Annotated in this window: 15 protein-coding genes; 13 read left to right on the top strand and 2 right to left on the bottom strand. The window is 39.0% G+C overall.

The genetic code is table 11. From position 1 onward, the window contains the following. The first annotated feature begins 6 nt into the window (after positions 1-6). Complete coding sequence (locus tag O3798_RS07355) at positions 7-3,462, top strand: FtsX-like permease family protein (RefSeq protein WP_371464124.1); 3,456 nt, start codon at positions 7-9, stop codon at positions 3,460-3,462. A 613-nt stretch (positions 3,463-4,075) separates the two neighbouring features. Here the strand turns inward: O3798_RS07355 and O3798_RS07350 are convergent. Beyond that, positions 4,076-4,678, bottom strand: coding sequence for a class I SAM-dependent methyltransferase (locus tag O3798_RS07350; protein WP_371464141.1), 603 nt, complete (start codon positions 4,676-4,678; stop codon positions 4,076-4,078). 441 nt (positions 4,679-5,119) lie between these two features. Then, positions 5,120-6,436 (bottom strand): branched-chain amino acid transport system II carrier protein, encoded by a 1,317-nt coding sequence (gene brnQ / locus O3798_RS07345; RefSeq protein WP_371464123.1) that lies wholly within the window; start codon positions 6,434-6,436, stop codon positions 5,120-5,122. A 168-nt stretch (positions 6,437-6,604) separates the two neighbouring features. Here brnQ and O3798_RS07340 point away from each other — a divergent pair, with 168 nt between their 5' ends. From O3798_RS07340 to O3798_RS07285, 12 genes are all read left to right on the top strand, one after another. After that, positions 6,605-7,543 (top strand): nucleoside hydrolase, encoded by a 939-nt coding sequence (locus O3798_RS07340; RefSeq protein ID WP_371445527.1) that lies wholly within the window; start codon positions 6,605-6,607, stop codon positions 7,541-7,543. 234 nt (positions 7,544-7,777) lie between these two features. Further along, positions 7,778-9,139: a serine hydrolase gene (locus O3798_RS07335; protein ID WP_371464122.1), complete on the top strand. Its 1,362-nt coding sequence runs from the start codon at positions 7,778-7,780 to the stop codon at positions 9,137-9,139. Positions 9,140-9,155: 16 nt separating this feature from the next. Beyond that, entirely contained in the window at positions 9,156-9,518 is a 363-nt protein-coding gene (locus O3798_RS07330) for a DUF2620 domain-containing protein (RefSeq protein ID WP_371464121.1), read from the top strand. A gap of 20 nt (positions 9,519-9,538) precedes the next feature. Continuing rightward, on the top strand, positions 9,539-10,843 hold the full coding sequence (locus tag O3798_RS07325; protein ID WP_371464120.1) for a YhfT family protein: 1,305 nt from the start codon (positions 9,539-9,541) through the stop codon (positions 10,841-10,843). Positions 10,844-10,855: 12 nt separating this feature from the next. After that, on the top strand, positions 10,856-11,743 hold the full coding sequence (locus O3798_RS07320; protein ID WP_371464119.1) for a phosphotriesterase: 888 nt from the start codon (positions 10,856-10,858) through the stop codon (positions 11,741-11,743). Beyond that, positions 11,740-12,837 carry an aminotransferase class V-fold PLP-dependent enzyme gene (locus O3798_RS07315; RefSeq protein ID WP_371464118.1) on the top strand — a complete coding sequence of 366 codons (1,098 nt, stop codon included), beginning with the start codon at positions 11,740-11,742 and terminating at the stop codon, positions 12,835-12,837. The genes O3798_RS07320 and O3798_RS07315 overlap by 4 nt, the downstream gene beginning before the upstream one ends. Positions 12,838-12,851: 14 nt before the next feature. Then, on the top strand, positions 12,852-13,775 hold the full coding sequence (gene yhfZ, locus O3798_RS07310; RefSeq protein ID WP_371464117.1) for a GntR family transcriptional regulator YhfZ: 924 nt from the start codon (positions 12,852-12,854) through the stop codon (positions 13,773-13,775). 13 nt (positions 13,776-13,788) lie between these two features. Further along, entirely contained in the window at positions 13,789-14,157 is a 369-nt protein-coding gene (locus O3798_RS07305) for a hypothetical protein (RefSeq protein WP_371464116.1), read from the top strand. Further along, positions 14,147-15,301, top strand: a complete 1,155-nt coding sequence (locus tag O3798_RS07300; protein WP_371464115.1) for an alanine racemase — start codon at positions 14,147-14,149, stop codon at positions 15,299-15,301. Before O3798_RS07305 ends, O3798_RS07300 begins: the two co-directional genes overlap by 11 nt. A gap of 4 nt (positions 15,302-15,305) precedes the next feature. After that, a complete protein-coding gene (locus tag O3798_RS07295; RefSeq protein WP_371464114.1) occupies positions 15,306-16,520 on the top strand; it encodes a phosphopentomutase in 1,215 nt (404 codons plus the stop codon). Positions 16,521-16,528: 8 nt separating this feature from the next. Next, entirely contained in the window at positions 16,529-17,545 is a 1,017-nt protein-coding gene (locus tag O3798_RS07290; protein ID WP_371464113.1) for a hypothetical protein, read from the top strand. 120 nt (positions 17,546-17,665) lie between these two features. Further along, positions 17,666-18,127 carry a DNA starvation/stationary phase protection protein gene (locus O3798_RS07285; RefSeq protein ID WP_371464112.1) on the top strand — a complete coding sequence of 154 codons (462 nt, stop codon included), beginning with the start codon at positions 17,666-17,668 and terminating at the stop codon, positions 18,125-18,127. Positions 18,128-18,201: the final 74 nt, after the last annotated feature.

The following is an 18,201-nucleotide window of genomic DNA, read 5'->3' as shown; positions in this document are numbered from 1 at the left end:
AAGATCGTGACTAAGAAAACATTAAATAAGGATATAAGAAACTCCCTTCGTCAATCGAAAGGGCGCTTCCTTTCAATCATGCTCCTCATGATGCTGGGTGCGTTCAGTTTGGTCGGGCTAAAAGTGTCTGGCCCAGATATTGAAGACACCTTGAACAGCTATATGGAGCAGGCCAATGCTGCGGATTTATTCGTGGTGGCGGGCTATGGTTTAAGCGCTGAGGACCAAGTCGAGATACAAGAAGAGAACGCCGATGTGGAGTTTGGCTATTTTGTCGATACGGTGGTTGGTGATACGCCGAGTGCGATTCGTGTGTTCTCACAGACGAAGGATATTTCGACGTTCGAGTTGGTGAGTGGTGCGTTTCCTACGAAATCAGGTGAAGTGGCGCTTGCCCAAACGATGGCTGATCAGTACAAGATTGGTGATACGATTCGCTTGAATGAATCCGGAAGTTCTACTCTACTGAAAGAACATGAATTTACCATCACCGGTTTTGTGAACTCCAGCGAGATTCTGTCGAACACGATTAAGGGTGTGTCGAGTGCGGGGAGCGGTGACCTTAGCGGGTTTGCCGTAGTGCCAAAAGACGCGTTCGATTCTGAAGTTTATACGATTGCGCGTCTTCGTTATCCGGATTTACGTAAATGGAAAACGACAAGCCGTGAGTACGCAGACAAGGTGACGGAGTTGCAACAGGCGCTAGAAGAAAAGTTGGCCGACAATGGAACGGCACGCTTAGATTCGTTAAAGACGACGGCCGATGATAAGATTTCAGAAGGAAAAGAAAAAATCGCCGATGCCAAATCGCAACTCTCGGACGCCGAGAAGAAATTAGCAGACGGCAAGAGCGAAATCGAAAAGAACGAAAAGACGCTTGCGGACGGTCAAAAAGAAATCGACAGCAACGAAGCAACGATTGCTTCAGGAGACGCAAAGCTTGGCGCCGCGTGGAATCAGTTGGAAGCTAGCCGTGCGCAACTCGAGAGTGCTCGTGTACAAATCGAACAAGCCGTGGCGACTTTAGCCGAAAAGAAAGATCAGTTAGATGATGCAAGTGCCAAGTTAACAGAAGCCGAGACACAACTTGCGGCCAAAAAAGAGGAGCTTGCAAGTGGACAGGAGCAACTTGAAGCCGGCAAAACGCAATTAGCGCAGGCCAAAGCTCAACTAAAAGCGGGTAGGGCAGACCTCGAAGCGAAGAAGACAGCTTTAGCGCAAGGGAAGGCGCTACTAGCTAGCGACCCAACAGCTGCTGCCGCACAAGGTATTACCGAAGCAAGCCTTCAAGCGATGGAGACAGCTTTAACGCAGGCGGAAGCTCAGCTCACTCAAACAGAACAGACACTGAATGCCAAAGAACAAGTGCTCACTCAAAAAGAACAAGAACTTGCAGCGGGGCAAACGGCGATTTCAAATGCTGAAGCCGAACTCGCATCGAAGAAGCAACAATTAGTCGCAGGGCAAGAAGCGTACCAACAAGGTTTAGCGAAGTATTACGCTAGCTACAGCCAGTACGTGGATGGCCTCGACCAATACCGCGAAGGGGTTGCGGCATTTGAAGCTAACGCTGGAACGTTAGCAGAGGGAAAGGTAAAACTAGCCGAAGCCAAGAAAACGTTGGCGGACGGTGAAACCAAACTCGCGGATGCCAAAACGCAGCTAAAAGAAAGCGAAGAAACCTACAACGAGAAGAAAGAAACAGCCGATAAGGATATCCAGAAGGCTGAATCTGAACTCGAAAAGGCGGAAGTGGTCGTTTCAAAACTCACGAAACCGAAGTACTCCGTCTATACACGCTCGACGATGCTTGGAAGCGAAGGGTTCTTCAATATGAAGACGACCGCTGAAGGAATTACGTCGGTGGGGAACCTCTTCCCGATTGTGCTTTATGCCGTGGCCGCACTTGTGACGGTCACGACGATGACGCGTTTTGTAAACGAAGAACGGATCAACGCTGGGGTGTTGAAGGCGCTCGGTTATGAAACGAAAGACGTGATGAAGAAATTTGCCGTGTATGGTTTTACAGCAGGGGTTAGTGGCACGGTCCTTGGAATCTTACTAGGAACCTACGCCTTACCAAGTGCGCTAGGTGCGACCTTGATGAAGGATACGGTATTGCCAAGTATCCAGTTGAATTTCCATCCACTCATCGCCGTAATTGCGATTGTTTGCTCGCTCATCTGTAGCGTGGTGCCTCCATTATGGATTGCCCGTCGAGAACTTCATGAGCAAGCGGCCGCTCTTCTCTTGCCGAAAGCTCCCGTGGCTGGGTCGAAGATTCTCCTTGAGCGTATTCCGTTCATTTGGAATCGTCTCAGCTTCACGCATAAGGTGACGGCGCGGAATATTTTCCGTTACAAACAACGCATGCTCATGACGATTTTCGGGGTGGCTGGGAGCGTGGCCCTTCTCTTTGCAGGGCGTGGAATTCTCGGGTCTCTCGATGGGATTGCCGATCGCCAGTTCAAGGAAATTATTACGTATGATGCGATTGTTTCAAAAGACACGGTGTTAACGGCCTCAGAAGAAGCGGCTTTACACAACTATTTAAGCTCTTCAAGTGTCACTTCTTATAGCGACGTTTATAGCGAATCGGTGACGCGTGAAGTGCCAGGCGTGGACGATGAGCAGTCCGTGACGGTGCTCGTTGGCAAAGAAGCCAGCCTTTCTCCATATCTTCATTTGAATGATGCGAAATCGAAGAAAGCCGTGGCGCTTCCTGCAGAGGGCGTGTTGATTTCCGAGAAATTAGCCAAACTCTTAAACGTGAAAGCAGGCGACACCTTTACGCTTCCGAATAAGGACGGTGTGGATGTGACGTTAACGGTCGGAGGTGTCGTGGAAATGTACGCTGGTCACTTCGTCGTAATGACGCCAGAAGTGTACGCCAAGGCTTATGGAGCAGTGCCGCAAGACAACGCGATTTTCGTACAGTTTAAAGACAAAGACGCTGCTAGCGTACAAAAAGCGGCCGCTGACTTAATGGCCCTAGGCGGTGTGAAAGCCGTCGTGCAAAATACGTCCATGGTGAGTCGTATCGATACGACTGTTGGTTCGTTGAGTCGTGTCATGATGATTTTAACAGTCGTTTCGATTTTACTAGCGGTTGTTATCCTCTATAACTTAACCAACATCAACGTTGCTGAACGAATCCGCGAGCTTTCGACGATTAAGGTGCTTGGGTTCCTGAATAAAGAAGTGACGATGTATATTTACCGCGAAACGATTTTATTATCGGTTATCGGGATGGGTGTCGGGATTTTGTTTGGGCGAGTGCTGCATAGGGTGATTATTGAGACGGTGGCACCGGGGTTTGTCATGTTCAATCCCGCTGTCGGATGGTTTGTATATGTGTTGCCATGTGTGATTGTGATTGTCATCTTGGTTGCGCTAGGGTATATGGTGAACCATCTCCTCCAACGCATCGATATGCTAGAAGCCCTCAAGTCTGTGGACTAGGGAAGCTTTGCTTTTGTGACGAACGTCAAAAATCCTTGCGGATATTTCAATTATAGTAGTTAGTCGGGCACCGGATTGAGCCTAGGTCTCAATCCTACCAAGCCTCAAAGAGCCACAGGGCAATCAATTGCCTTGTGGCTCTATTTCGCATTGGTTGCTTTTCCGTACAACTACTATGATTGATCCGCAAGTTTTTCCGTTCGTCACTGCAAAGCTTCCACAGGCTTGAAGGCACAGCGTATGATAATTCCCACATCCCAATCAAGTTGACAGATACAAATCCTCCTTTTTTTAAGAGGAGAGCTGTAGATTTTTTTCTTTGCTTCTTTTTATGCCACAGACTTGAAGGCATAGCGTATGATAATTCCCATATCCCAATCAAGCTGACAGATTATCAAGCGTATAATCACCTCGAGTTTAGTATAATAAAAGAAGCCATCGATTGATGACTTTCTCAGTGGGCTCCCTATCAGTACCTATCTAGATGTTAGCTTTTCGTCACCCGCTACAGTTGACAGAGAGCCAGAATAGCTACTGTCTTATCTCTTTCTTTACTTAAAGCCTTGATAGACTTGACAAATGGAAGAAAATAACTCTATTAAATAACTATAAATTAATCAGCATCAACGCTGATAGCTTTATACACAATGTATAAAACCCAATTTTGATTCTGCCTCACTTCAATTTTTGCAAAGCCAACATTTTTTAAAATATTATCCAACGCATGAGTTGCAGTATATTCTGGCATATGATAATTTATTTTTTCTTTTTCGCAAGCAATAATTAAAGTGGAGTGGCTAGACATGACCCGATAGATCTCCAGAAAGCCTTTTTTTAAATCATCCCAGAAAATATGTGTTTGAATGGCAAATACAAGGTCAAAGTAGTCATTTTGATAAGGTAGCGCGTCTACATTTCCAATCCTAAGATGAACATCACCATTTTGTATAGCATCTGAATTAATTCGTTTTGCAACTTGATAAGATTCCTTAGAAATGTCAATGCCATGAATTTCAAGATGCTTATTCAAAGCAAGGAGATTTTTGATGGTGCTGCCACCTCCATAGCCGATTTCTAAAACTCGACTATTATCTATAATTGTAGTTTGTTTTATTGTCCAAAGGCTAAGCTTTTTAAAATAGGAAGTCCAAATTTTCGCAATCACCTGGCCTACAATACCACTAGGTTTTTTAGATTGATTAATAAGATATTGAATGAACCTTTTAGATACCTCTCCTTTAGGGGGATTTTTGAAAGAATATTAGATAAAATTCAAAATATGTAGATAGTAGTTCTTGTATAGTTGCTAAAATCATGGTCACAAATATATCATTTAACATTTCTTTAGGTAATGTTAAATGATATGATTTTAATTCTTCTGGATTATTAAAATGCTTTTTATAAATTGTTTATCTTGCGATACATGCCTCAGTTGCAATCTCAGGAAACGAAAAAAGCGATTGATTTGGAAATTTAAAAGCCAGTCTCAAAAATGCGTTAATAATATTTTTCCTAGTTCCTTTAGTCATTTAATAATCTTCATAGAAACTATTATAAACTTTTTTTATGAAAAAATACTACAGTTTGTAGTGGGAGCATTATTTTTTTGAAAATTCTATACAAATAGTAAAAAAACGGAGCTGAGAGGCTCCGTTTTTTAATCAAATTCAAGTTGTTTTGGTTTTAGGATGGCGGCTAGAATTGTAAAGATAAGGGCGCCGACAAAGGTTGGGACAATCCACTCTAGGCCATATGTGGCTAGTGGGAAGGTGCCAATTAATTTGACTGCGTCTCCTAGTAGGTTTCCGCCTAAAAGTTGTGAAAGGGTGTTGATTCCTTGTACGAGGCCGACGATTCCGGCTCCAACTACTGCTCCAAGATACGTCCAATCGTATGGGACGTATTTATCGAAGGCAGAGAAGAGAATGAGTGCGATCATAATCGGGAAGATAAATGTCAACACTGGAACGGCTAAGTTGATGAGTGAATCCACCCCGACGAGTGAGATGATGAATTCCACTGCTACAGTGACAAGAATCGTTTTCTTGTAGGAGATTTTTCCTTTAGACACTTCTTCGAAATACTGACCGCAAGTGGTTGTCAGTCCAATCGCAGTTGTGAGGCAGGCGAAGCAGACGGCCAGTCCCATCGCGAGTTGTCCCCATGACCCGAGTAAGTTCTTCACGATGGTTGTCAGCATTGCGGCACGTTGCGCAGTTGTGTCGATGACTGTGCTCATGCTGGCTCCGCTGTATGCCAGTGTCGAGTACACTAATGCGAGTAAGATGAACGCCACAATTCCAACGCCGAACATCATTCTGAATTGGTCTTTTTTGTTTAAATACCCACGGCGCGTAATATCTTTCATCACGACTCCGGCTAAGAGGGGCGCTCCGAGCACGTCCATGGTTTGATAGCCTTCTTTAAATCCTTGTGCGAAGAGTCCGGTTCTATCCGTTGCAGCAAAGCTTGCATTTGGTTGAAGAACGGCTCCGACAAAAATCAAGAAGAGGATGAGTAGGAGAATCGGTGTTAAGTATTTTCCGATAGCATCCATTACGGAGTTTTCCTTATACGTGATCCAGAGGACAATCCCGAAGAATACGAGCGAAGTGATCCATTGTGGTGCGCTTGGGAAATACGATTGTACGAAGATTTCGTGCGTGGATGCTCCGGTACGCGGAACTGCGAAAATCGGTCCGATGAGGAGGACACAAATTGCAGCAAGGGCACTAGCAAAAAGTGGATGAATTCTACGTCCAACATTTAGTGCACTTCCGCCAAGAGCCGCCACAACCATTACGGCAATAATCGATAATAGTGGATCGCTAATGAGGAAGGCAAGGGTCGCTATTCCCCAGTTTTCTCCAGCTGTTACGCCGAGGTAAGGTGGGAAGATTAAGTTTCCGGCACCGAAGAAGATGGCGAACAGGGCGAATCCTATAATAATCGTATCTAATAATTTCTTTTTCATTGAGTCACAGCCTAACATTAAAAAATGATTAGAAACAGTGTACCATAAACTTCTATCGAATGCACTAAAAAATAAAACCAAACATTATATTAAATAGTTTATTTATCGTTCGTTTTTAGGTATAATAAATCGTGCAAGAAAACCATTTTAAAGGAGCGTAACTCATAAATGCGTAAAGTTTATTTAAACCACGATGGTGGCGTGGATGATTTAGTATCATTATATTTACTATTAAAAATGGAAGACGTGGAATTAGTAGGGGTCGGCGTAATCGAAGCGGACTGCTATTTATTACCAGCGGTGGAAGCCAGCAAGAAGATTATTCATAAGTTCGGTTCTGAAAAGGACAAACAATTGAAAGTCGCTTCTTCAGACTCACGCCCTGTGAACCCATTCCCGAAAGAGTGGAGAATGCATGCCTTCACAGTGGACGCACTTCCAATCTTAAACGAACATAAACCAATTACGGTGCAAGATTCACCATTAAAAGCGCACGAAGATTTAATCCGTGCCTTAAAAGAATCTAACGAGAAAGTGGACCTTGTTTTCGTAGGACCATTAACAGACTTAGCACGTGCGTTAGACCAAGACCCAACCATCGAAGAAAACATCGGTAAACTGTACTGGATGGGTGGAACTTTCCTTGATATGGGGAACGTGGAAGACCCTGAACACGACGGAACTGCCGAATGGAACGTGTACTGGGATCCATTCGCTGCAAAACGCGTTTGGGAATCAGGCATCCAAATCGAATTAGTGGCGCTTGAAAGTACAAACATGGTGCCATTATCTCTAGATGTCCGCGACCGCTGGGCAAAAGAACGTGCCATCGAAGGCGTTGACTTCTTAGGTCAATGTTACGCCATCGTTCCGCCGCTCACTCACTACGTAACGAACTCAACTTATTTCTTATGGGACGTATTAACGACGGCATCATTTGGAAAAGAAGACCTTGTGAAACGTTCTGTTGTAAACAGCGACGTAATTGTGGCCGGTGCAAGCCGTGGCCGTACCGTCAAAGCCGAAAATGGCCGCCCAGTCGACCTTGTTTACCACGTCGACCGCGATGCCTTCTTCGACTACATCACAGATTTAGCGAAAAAATAATACAAATAGCTTCTGGCGCTCTCGAAAGAGAAGCGCCTTTTTTTATGATTAAGTAGTATAAATGGCAGAATTTATCTAAAGAAAGGGTTTACAAAACTGTTTTGTAGCATTATACTTGTTGTATAGAACGCAGTACAAAAAAATGTATTTTCAACGTGGGGGTGTCTGTAATGACTTAATTTTTTTATATTAGGCTAGTGTACAAAAAAATGTATATTGAACGGAGGAGTTAAGATGTTGAAAAATATTAAGAAGCAAATGTTACTAGCTACCGCTGCTCTAAGTATTTTTGGGTTAGCAGGTTGTGCAAATAAAGTCGTTCCTCAAAGTTCTGAAACAACGGTTGTATCTGAAACTAAGGATGGGAACCAATCGAAATCCTTAGAAAAAGCAATTGATGCAGTCGCTTTTTCGTACGTTAAGAGCCAATTAGCAGATGATAATCCTAAGGCTACACCAGGTGCTCAAATTGTAGTTTTAAAGGATGGAAAGATGATTTTCCAAAAGAGCTATGGAACAGTTCAAGCTTTTGATTTTTCGAAGAATCCTGCTGAAAAAATTGAAAAACCATCACCTGTAACTAATGAAACTCTTTTTGATTTGGCATCAGTTACAAAGATTAGTGCAACAACACAAGTGTTTATGCATTTAGTTTATGAAGAAAAAGTCAAATTAGATGATAAAGTTACAAAATATCTACCTGAATTTGGTAAGAATGGTAAAGAAGACGTCACAATTGGTCAACTATTAAGCCATACTTCAGGGCTTCCTCAATGGAAGGCTATCTACTTATACTCTAATAATAGACAGGACACATTAAAGTATATTGAAAATCAAAAATTAGAGTTTAAACCTGGCGAGTACAAATATAGTGATTTAGGCTTTATGACACTAGCGTTTGTTGCCGAAAAGATTACAGGAGAAGCATTTGATAAATATGTAGCAAAAACTATTTACGAACCTCTTGGGTTGAAAAACACTATGTTTAATCCATTAAAAAATGGAATAGATAAATCACAAATTGCTGTTACTTCATATGGAAATCCATTTGAAAAGATGATGATTGATGAAGTTAACTTCCCTAAATTTGGATATGACATGTCAGCAGATAAAGAAGCATTTGATAAGTTCACTGGTTGGAGAACGTATGAACTTCAAGGTGAAGTAAATGATGGTAATTCATTTATGGCTAACGAAGGTATTGCAGGCCATGCTGGGTTATTCTCTACAGCTTCAGATCTTTCAACTTTATATCAAGTATTATTAGATGGCGGAAAACACGGAGACACTGTTCTCTATGATGAAAAAACAGTTGAACTATTTTTACAAGATGTATTCAAGACAAGTTATGGTGCAATTCAATCGTATGGATATTTAAAGAACGCAGGTTGGATGAAACCTTTAGCTGAGGATGCTATTGGCCATAATGGTTTTACTGGAACTTACGTAACAATCTCTCCAAAAAATAAGATTGTCGTAATTGTACTAACAAACAAAATGAATAACGGACAACGCGAAAATGGTAATTATAACAATACACACGATTTTGCGAGTGCTGTAAACTATGCTGTTCATAATGAGTTTTTGAATGAATAGAAAAGGAGGAAAATGAATGAAGAGAATTGTAGTTGGTGGGCAGATTGATAAAGAAGAGGTGAAAGCTTTGGTAATCCAATATGGATTACCAGAGTACACCGTTGATGTAAAAAGTGACTTAGACGCTGCGATGGCTATTAAAACAGGTGCAGCAGATTATTATATTGGAGCTTGTAACACAGGTGGCGGCGGAGCTTTAGCGATGGCTCTAGCGTTATTAGGAAGAGATAACTGTGTGACAGTTTCAATGCCTGGAAAAATTATGCCGGAAGAGGAAATCAGAGAAAGTGTTCGTAGTGGCAAGAAGGCTTTTGGATTCACAGCTCAACATAAAAATGATGTGGTTCCAATTATCATGGATGAAATAAATAAAATTTAAAAGAAATTGAGGGAATTAAGATGGATAAAACTTTAGAATTAATTGTAATCGCTCTGTTGGGAGCTCTTTGTTCGATTCTTGCGAATAAAGGAATTGCAGTATTTAATGATGGATTGAGACCTATCTTACCAGAATATTTGGAGAAAAAGATTGGTAAAAAAGAATTAGCAGCAACAAGTTTTGCCTTAAGTTTTGGTCTAGTTATTGGTTTTGGTATTCCTGTTTCGATTGGTGCTTCTATCATTTTAGTTCATAGTATTTTGTTAATGACTGATATCATTGGTTCTTGGGCGCCTGAAGGTAACGTAGGATTAGTAATTTCAGGTGTTTTAGGTGCTTTATATGGAGTTGGACTTGTTTTAGGACTTCAAGCTATTGTCGATTTATTTAATATGCTACCTGTGAACTTTATGCCAGCTCTATCTTCTGTAGGTAGTCCTATTGTAGTTGGGTTTAGTATTTTCCCTGCAATTGCAATTGCTAGCCAACATGGATTTAAAAAAGCAGCTATTACTTTAGTTGCTACACTATTAGCGCTATTTGCAGTAAAACAATATGGAACTATTAAGCTTGATGCTGTTACTATCAAATTGAGTGCTGAAGGTATGTCTTTACTTGTTGGTATGATCTTTATGATTGTATTTGCAATGCAAGTAAAAGGAGATGGAAGCAATTCTAACGAAACATTAGTTAGTGTCTTCTTAGAACGTGTAAATAGAATTAAGAAAAATTGGATTTGGTTATCTATCACAGGTGGACTTGTATCTGCTTCTACTAGTCTAATGATCCTTGCTGGAGACCCAATTTCATTAAAATTATTGACTGAAGGAAAAATTAGTGAAGCTGCTTTAGCTGCGTTTGCTCGAGGAATTGGATTTATTCCATTAGTGTTCTCAACAGCAATTGTTACAGGGGTTTACAGCCCAGCCGGAGCAACGTTTGTATTTGTAGTAGGGATGTTGCTAAATGGTAATCCATTAGTTGCATTTGTTGCCGGTGCTGCATTGATGTTTGTTGAAGTTCAATTGTTAGCATTAGTGGCTAAAGGATTAGATAAATTCCCTGGAATTCGTGAAATGGGTGAACATATTCGTACAGCAATGAATAAAGTTCTAGAAGTGGCTTTATTAGTTGGTGGTGCTATTGCATCTGAAAAAATCGCACCTGGAATTGGATACTTCTGGGTAATTGGATTGCTTCTTCTAAATAGAAAGGCTAAAAGCCCTATTGTTGAACTAGCTATTGGACCAGTTGCAGCAATCAGTTTAGGAATTATTGTTAATATTCTATACATGGTTGGATTATTCACACCAGTTGCTGGATAGGAGATTGTTGATATGACGTTCATAGATGGAATTACTTATATGCACGAACATACGACTATTGATTTATCTAGATTAAAAAATATTGATGATACTAACTTAAATTGCTTTGATGAAACAGTAGAAGAATTTAAAAAATTATATGCTAAAGGGGTTCGTAACATCGTAGATGTTACGAACCTTGATATGAGAAGAAATCCTTTATATGTTCAAAAGGTTGCTGAGCTTAGTAAAATTAATATTATTCAAGCGACAGGCTTTTATCAAGATAAATTTTTACCGGAATTCGTGACGGATGCGAGTGTGGAAGAGTTAGCTGATTTAATGCGAAGAGAGATCCTTGAAGGGATTGACGGGACAAATATAAAAGCGCAAATTATCGGTGAAATAGGAACAAGCAAAAATACGATGACTGATAGAGAAAGAAAGGTTTTTCTCGCCTCGTCAATTGTTCATAAAGACTTGGGAGTTCCAATTACTACTCATACAACTCTAGGAACATATGGTCATGAACAAGTCGCTTTCTTTAAAAAAGAGAGTGTAGATTTAGATAGAGTCATTATTGGACATGTCGATTTAACGGGCGATGTAAATTATATTCTTAAGATGTTAGATGAAGGTGTCTATGTAGAGTTTGATACTGTGGGTAAAGAGAACTACCAACCCGACTTATTGCGAGTAGAAATGCTAAAGGAAATTGAGCAAAGAGGCTATGAAGACAAGGTATTCTTATCTATGGATATTACGCGGAAGTCAAACCTAGAATATCAAGGTGGAATAGGTTATTCTTATCTATTAGATCGTTTTGTTCCAATGTTACGAGAGGGAGGAGTCTCAGACAAATTCATCCGTAAAATGTTAGTGGAAAATCCTAAACGATTTTTGGTAAGGAGTAAAAGATGAAAAGTTATCCTTTAAAAAGTTTGACAATCGCAGAAGCGCAAGAAATGCAATTCAGGTTAGTAGATGAGATTACAAAAGTCTTTCCTGGAAATGAAATTTTAACTAGGGGAGATTTAGGAGTAGTTAAAGGTCTGAATCAACCTGTGTATACAAGAAAGGTCGAAAAGGTTATTGCAAACTTTTTTAACACAGACGAGGCTCTATTAGTTAGAGGTTCAGGAACAAATGCAATAAGACTTGCGTTACATGTGGGTGTTAATCGTAAGAAGAAAATATTAATTCATGATGCACCTATTTATCCAACAACAAATGTGAGTTTTGAAATGTTAGGCATCACATATGAAAAAGTAGATTTTAACGACTTAGCGGCAGTGAAGGACAAAATTAAAGATGAAGAAATAACGTCAGCACTTGTTCAAGTTACGAGACAACTTCCATCTGATTCATATGAAGCTGAAACAGTTATTAAAACAATTAAAGAGTTGCGCCCTGATATATTTGTGATTACAGATGATAACTACTCTGTTTTTAAAACAGAAAAGATTGGAGTTCAATATGGAGCGGATATTTCTTGTTTTTCAACATTTAAGCTCTTAGGACCGGAAGGGATAGGTTGTGTAGTAGGAAATTCAGAAACGCTACAAAGTTTGAAGAAAGAAAACTACTCCGGTGGAGGACAAGTGCAGGGGCATGAAGCTCTAGATGTTTTAAAAGGGATGATATATGTTCCAGTTTCTCAAGCAATTTCCGCTAAAGTTGGCGAGGAAGTATGTGAATCGCTAAATCAAGGGACTTTAGAGGCGGTTAAAGAAGCCTCTATTGTGAACGCTCAATCGAGAGTTTTGATTGTAGAATTAAAAGAACCGATTGCTGAAGCAGTAATTGAGGAAGCGACGAAGTTAGGCGCGTTGCCGTATCCTGTAGGAGCTGAATCTCAATATGAGTTTTGCCCTTTGTTTTATAGAGTTTCCGGCACTTTTAGAAATGCGGATCCAACAGCAGAAAAGCGTTTGATCCGTATTAATCCAAATCGTTCAGGTGCTAAAACGATTATAAGAATATTGAAAGAATCTATAGAAAAAGTGAAAGAGTAAATAAGAGGAAGAGTATGGTAGAGAAGTTTTTAATGAAAAAAGGTCAAGTAGTCAATGCTATTGCATCTGATTTTTTAAAGAAATCGGTAGGAGATAAGGTACCTAGTATTTCTGAATATCAAGAAGATTTAGAAGTAGCTCGTGGGACCGTTCAAAATGCGATTTCTTATTTAAAAAGTGAGGGTGCCTTTAAATTAATCAGCAAAGGACACCAAGGTTCGTTTATTTCAGAAATTAATTATGAAATATTACAATCTTATGCATTGTCAGAAACGGTGCTTGGGACTATGACGTTGCCATACTCTAAACTCTATGAAGGTTTAGCAACTGGAATATACGAAGAATTCCGCAATAACCATATTCCATTGAATCTAGGTTATATTCGTGGATCTAAAGAAAGAATTAAAGCAGTTACGAGTAAGTTTTATCGTTTTGCAATTGTTTCAAAATTTGCTGCTAAACAAGCTATTCATAATCGTGAACCATTAGAAATAGCGCTAGACTTCGGTAAAAATAGTTATTTAAGTGAGCACGTTGTTGTCTTTTCTAGTGAAAATGCTGATAAGACTATTGAAAGCAAGAAAGTAGCTATTGATTATAATTCAATCGACCAATATCTACTGACAGAAGAGGTAGTAAAAGATAAAAATGTTCAATTAGTTGAAATGCCTGGATTTCAAATTCTAACAGCGCTAAGAAAGGGAATTGTAGACGTTGGTGTTTGGAATTTAGATGAATTAATGGATAAAGATTATTCCGATTTAAGCTATTCGAAATTAAAACACAATCAGTGGATTGATGATATGACATCTGCAGTTGTTGTAGTTCATAAAGATGATGATTCGCTTAGGGCATTTTTTAATCAAAGTGTAGCCGCGGATAAAATAATTGAGATTCAAAATAAAGTTAAAAATAATGAGATGATTCCTCAATATTAAAAGGGGTGAGTTCATGCTAGAAGAGAAATTAGATGTTCTGGTAGTGGCGGATGTTATAGATGAAGATACAAAAAAATATATATTGAAGGCTAGTGACTTTTTCCAAAATGAAATGAAGATTAATGATGAAACGAAGGTCGAAGTATTTCTTATTCATTTAGCGATGGCCGAATCGAGACGCAGAAAAAATGAAGTGTTGGATGCCAAAATGGAAGAAATCATTCGAAATGAAGTTAATAACCATCATAATTTTGCTGAATGTAAAGAAGTTTGGAGTCGCTTATCAAATTATATCGGTGAAGAAGTTTATTCAGAGAATGAATTAGAGTTTATTTATCTTCATTTATTGAATTTGTTAGAAGGTGACAAAGATGTTTCTTGATCTTGTGAATAGAAGAAATCGATCTTTAGTCGATTTTGCAGTCAAGCTGCATCAAGATGGTAAAATCCTTCCAGATACTTATGTGATTGATTTAGACGCGGTTATCCAAAACGCAAAATATATGTCTGAAACCGCAAATAAAGAAGATGTTGAGCTTTATTATATGCTTAAACAGATTGGAAGAAATCCGTTTATAGCAAGGGCGATTGCTGAAAATACAGATATAAAAAAGGCAGTAGTTGTTGACTATAAAGAAGCGTTAAGAATGATGGAAGAGGGGTTACCTCTAGGTAATGTAGGCCATTTAGTTCAAATTCCTGATGCTTTGTTGGAGAAAATCATTTTGTATGGAACAGATTACATTACGGTGTACTCATTTGAGAAAGTACAGCAGATTATTCGTGTTGCAAATCGATTAAAAAAACATCAGAAGCTTTTGTTGAAAGTTATAGAGAAAGACGACAATATTTATGATGGCCAATACGGTGGATTTCATCTCTCCGATTTAAATGATGTTATTGCTATTGTTAAGGAGTCTGAATGGGTAGAAATAGGTGGAATAACTTCGTTTCCTTGTTTTTTATTTGATGGTAAAGAAAATATTGTTCCAACAAATAATATGAAAACAGTAGAAAAAGCGAAAGAAATTCTTGAAAAAGAAGGTGTTCAACCAATATTGAATATGCCATCTGCTACTTGCTCAGTGACAATCCCAGAAATTCGAAAATTAGGAGGACACCAAGGAGAACCTGGGCATGCTTTGACGGGAACCACTCCGCTTCATGCCGTGCTGGATTTACCTGAAATACCAGCTTTAGTATATGTTAGCGAGATTTCTCATAACTTGGATGGTCATTCATATTTTTATGGCGGAGGATATTATAGACGAGGGCATTTTGAAAATGTCGAAGTCGTGGATGAAAATAATGTCGTTTTCGATGTAGTTCTTCCTCTGAAAGATGAGAGTATTGATTATTATATTGAGACTAAAAATGAGCATCCAGTTGGAGCGACAGTGATTGGTTCTTTTAGAACGCAGATTTTTGTTACTCGAAGTGATTTAGCTATTGTTTCAGGACTGCAGAGTGGGGAACCACATTTAGTTGGGATTTATGATAGCTTGGGAAATAAAGTGAGAAGGTGAAAAAATGGGAAGATTTGTTCTCATTGTTTTAGATAGTTTTGGCGTAGGGGCCATGAATGACTGTGCAGAAGTAAGACCTAGAGATGTTGGAAGTAATACCGCGAAACATATCATTCAATCAAAACCGGATATAAAAATTCCTACACTAGAAAAATTAGGCCTTATGAATGCTATAGGTGAAGAAGTTGGAGAACATAAATTTTCTGATGTTGCTAATTATGGGACAGCAAATTTAACTCATTATGGAGCAGATTCTTTTTTAGGGCATCAAGAAATAATGGGTACTACTCCGAAAGTTCCTTTAATTCAGCCATTTAATGAAAAAATAGATGAAGTTGAACAGAACCTATTAAAATATGGCTATAAGGTTAGACGTGTTGGAGAACCAGGGTTACAAATTCTTGTTGTAAATGAAGTGGCAACTGTTGGAGATAATTTGGAAACAGATTATGGCCAAGTTTACAATGTTTCAGCTTGCTTAGATTTAATTAGTTTTGAAGAGTTAAGTAAGATTGGGCATGTCGTCAGAGAGGTTGTTCAAGTATCAAGAGTTATCACTTTTGGAGGAGAACAAATTAATCTCGATAATCTTTTGCGAGCTAGAAAAGTGAAGAATGACAAGATAGCAGGGGTAGATGCTCCAGAATCAGGAGTTTATAATCACGGATATCAGGTAGTTCATTTAGGGTATGGAATTGATAAGAATGTTCAAATACCGACGATTCTTGATAAGAAAGGAATTACAGTTTCTTTCTTAGGTAAGATAGCGGATATCATACAAACAACAAGCACAAGACTTTTCCCAGGTGTCGACTCTGATTATTTGTTTGATTGTTTGTTGAAAGAAGTTGAGAGCATAGAAAATGGTTTTATTGCATTAAATATTCAAGAAACCGATTTGGCTGGTCATGCTGAAGATGTTGAAAGATATGCAGACCGGTTAGAAGTGAGCGATAAGCGCATCGCTGAATTACTTCCACTATTAAATGCTGGAGATATTCTAATTGTGATGGCGGACCATGGGAATGATCCAACAATTGGACATAGTAATCATACGAGAGAAAGAGTTCCATTGATGATATACAGTCCTGGCATCACGAGGAAATATGTGGGAGAACGCGATACTATGGCTGACGTTGCTGCTACTGTCGGAGAATACTTTAATGTGGATTCTCCGCAACATGGACATTCATTCTTAAATAAAATTTTCGAAAAATAGGTTTTGCTATGGAAAAAATACAAAAATATGCGTATAAAACAATGCTTGCGATGAAAAATCCATCAAACTCAGTAGATACGGTGTATCCATTAGCTTATGATGAGATTTCTAATGAAGATGGTTATTATTTAGGAGTTAAAAACAGTTTGCATTTAACCGCAGCTATGGAGGAGAAATTTAATCAAAATTCGTACTATCTGCATACTCGAGATCAATCTAGTTTAGGTGGTCGAGCGATTGATATTCATTTAAAGAATCCAATAACCGGGTTAGCTATGACTGGCTCTTCTAGTGGGACGGCAATCAATGTTTTCTTGGGGATAAATGATATAGGCGTGGGTACAGATGGTGGGGGTTCAGTTTTAGCTCCTGCTATCTCACTAAATTTATTTTCTTTAATTGATTCATTGTTGTTTCGAGAAGAACGAAAAGTAGAGAATGAGAAAGTGTCAACTGACGGAATTTCATTTATACCATCTATAGGTTTAATATCTAAAAATCTAAAGTTGCTTCGAGAATTATATTTAGGTCTAAGGGTTTTAGAAGACTCAAATCGAAAAGTGAAAATACTGGTTGATGATGAAAATATCTGTAATTTGCTGAAGGACGAGAATATTGAAGTTAGCTCGTTTGAAGGGAAATATGATAATGAACGTTTAGCATTAATAGAAACAGCAAAAAGACTATTGGAGAAATACGATATTATTGTGAGCAAAGAAGGTCCTGTAGATTTGAATGGGTTTGGAGATACTGTCTTTGGACATTTTGATCATACAACTAAAAAGATACAGGTTGCAGCTAATAAAGGTTTTCTACGAATAGCTAATATGGCAAACTGTTTTGCTTTGACTGTTCCAAGTGGGGAGTTGTCGACAGCTTACGTGATTTTATGTGATTCTAATAATGTTCCAGCTATTAAAAAATCTTTTCTAATCGCTGAAAGTTTATATCGAGAAAATGATGAATTATCGGAAAGATACTTTTTGAATTATAAGAATTACTTTATGAATGGATATAGTAATTAAGTAAGGGTTAGAAAAATCTAACCCTTTTTTCGTGCCTGTCTATTGACAATGTTCCGAAACAGGACTATACTATATTCATAGTTTAGAATAATTCTAAATTATAAACAGGAGGTAATAGATATGTCAAAAGAACAAACAAAACAAGTATTAAATCAATTAGTGGCTGATTTAAGCCAACAATCAGTAATCGTACACCAAGCTCACTGGTACATGCGCGGAGCTACTTTCATGACAATGCATCCATTAATGGATCAACATATGGAATTGTTAGACGCTCAATTAGATGAAATTTCAGAACGTTTAATCACATTGGGTGGAGCTCCTTATTCAACATTACGTGAATTTGCCGACAACACTAAGATTGCAGATGCCAAAGGAAACTACAGCGACAGCATGGAAGATCGCATCCGTCATTTATTAGTAGGTTACCGTTACTTAATCGACCTTTACCAAAAAGGTATCGAAGTAGCTGGTGAAGAAGGCGACGATGTAACACAAGATATCTTCACAGGTGCAAAAGGCGCCTTAGAAAAATTAGTTTGGATGCTTACAGCAACAATCAACGAAGCACCAGGATTATAATTCTAAAGACTCCACGGCTGGACAATTTGTCCGGCCTTTTTCTTTTGTCCCAATTTTGAAAATTATCATATATG

Origin of the sequence: Granulicatella sp. 20925_1_45, assembly GCF_041433555.1 — a bacterium.
Classification (GTDB): Bacteria; Bacillota; Bacilli; order Lactobacillales; family Aerococcaceae; genus Granulicatella.
This window is presented reverse-complemented; position numbering and strand designations above follow the sequence as displayed.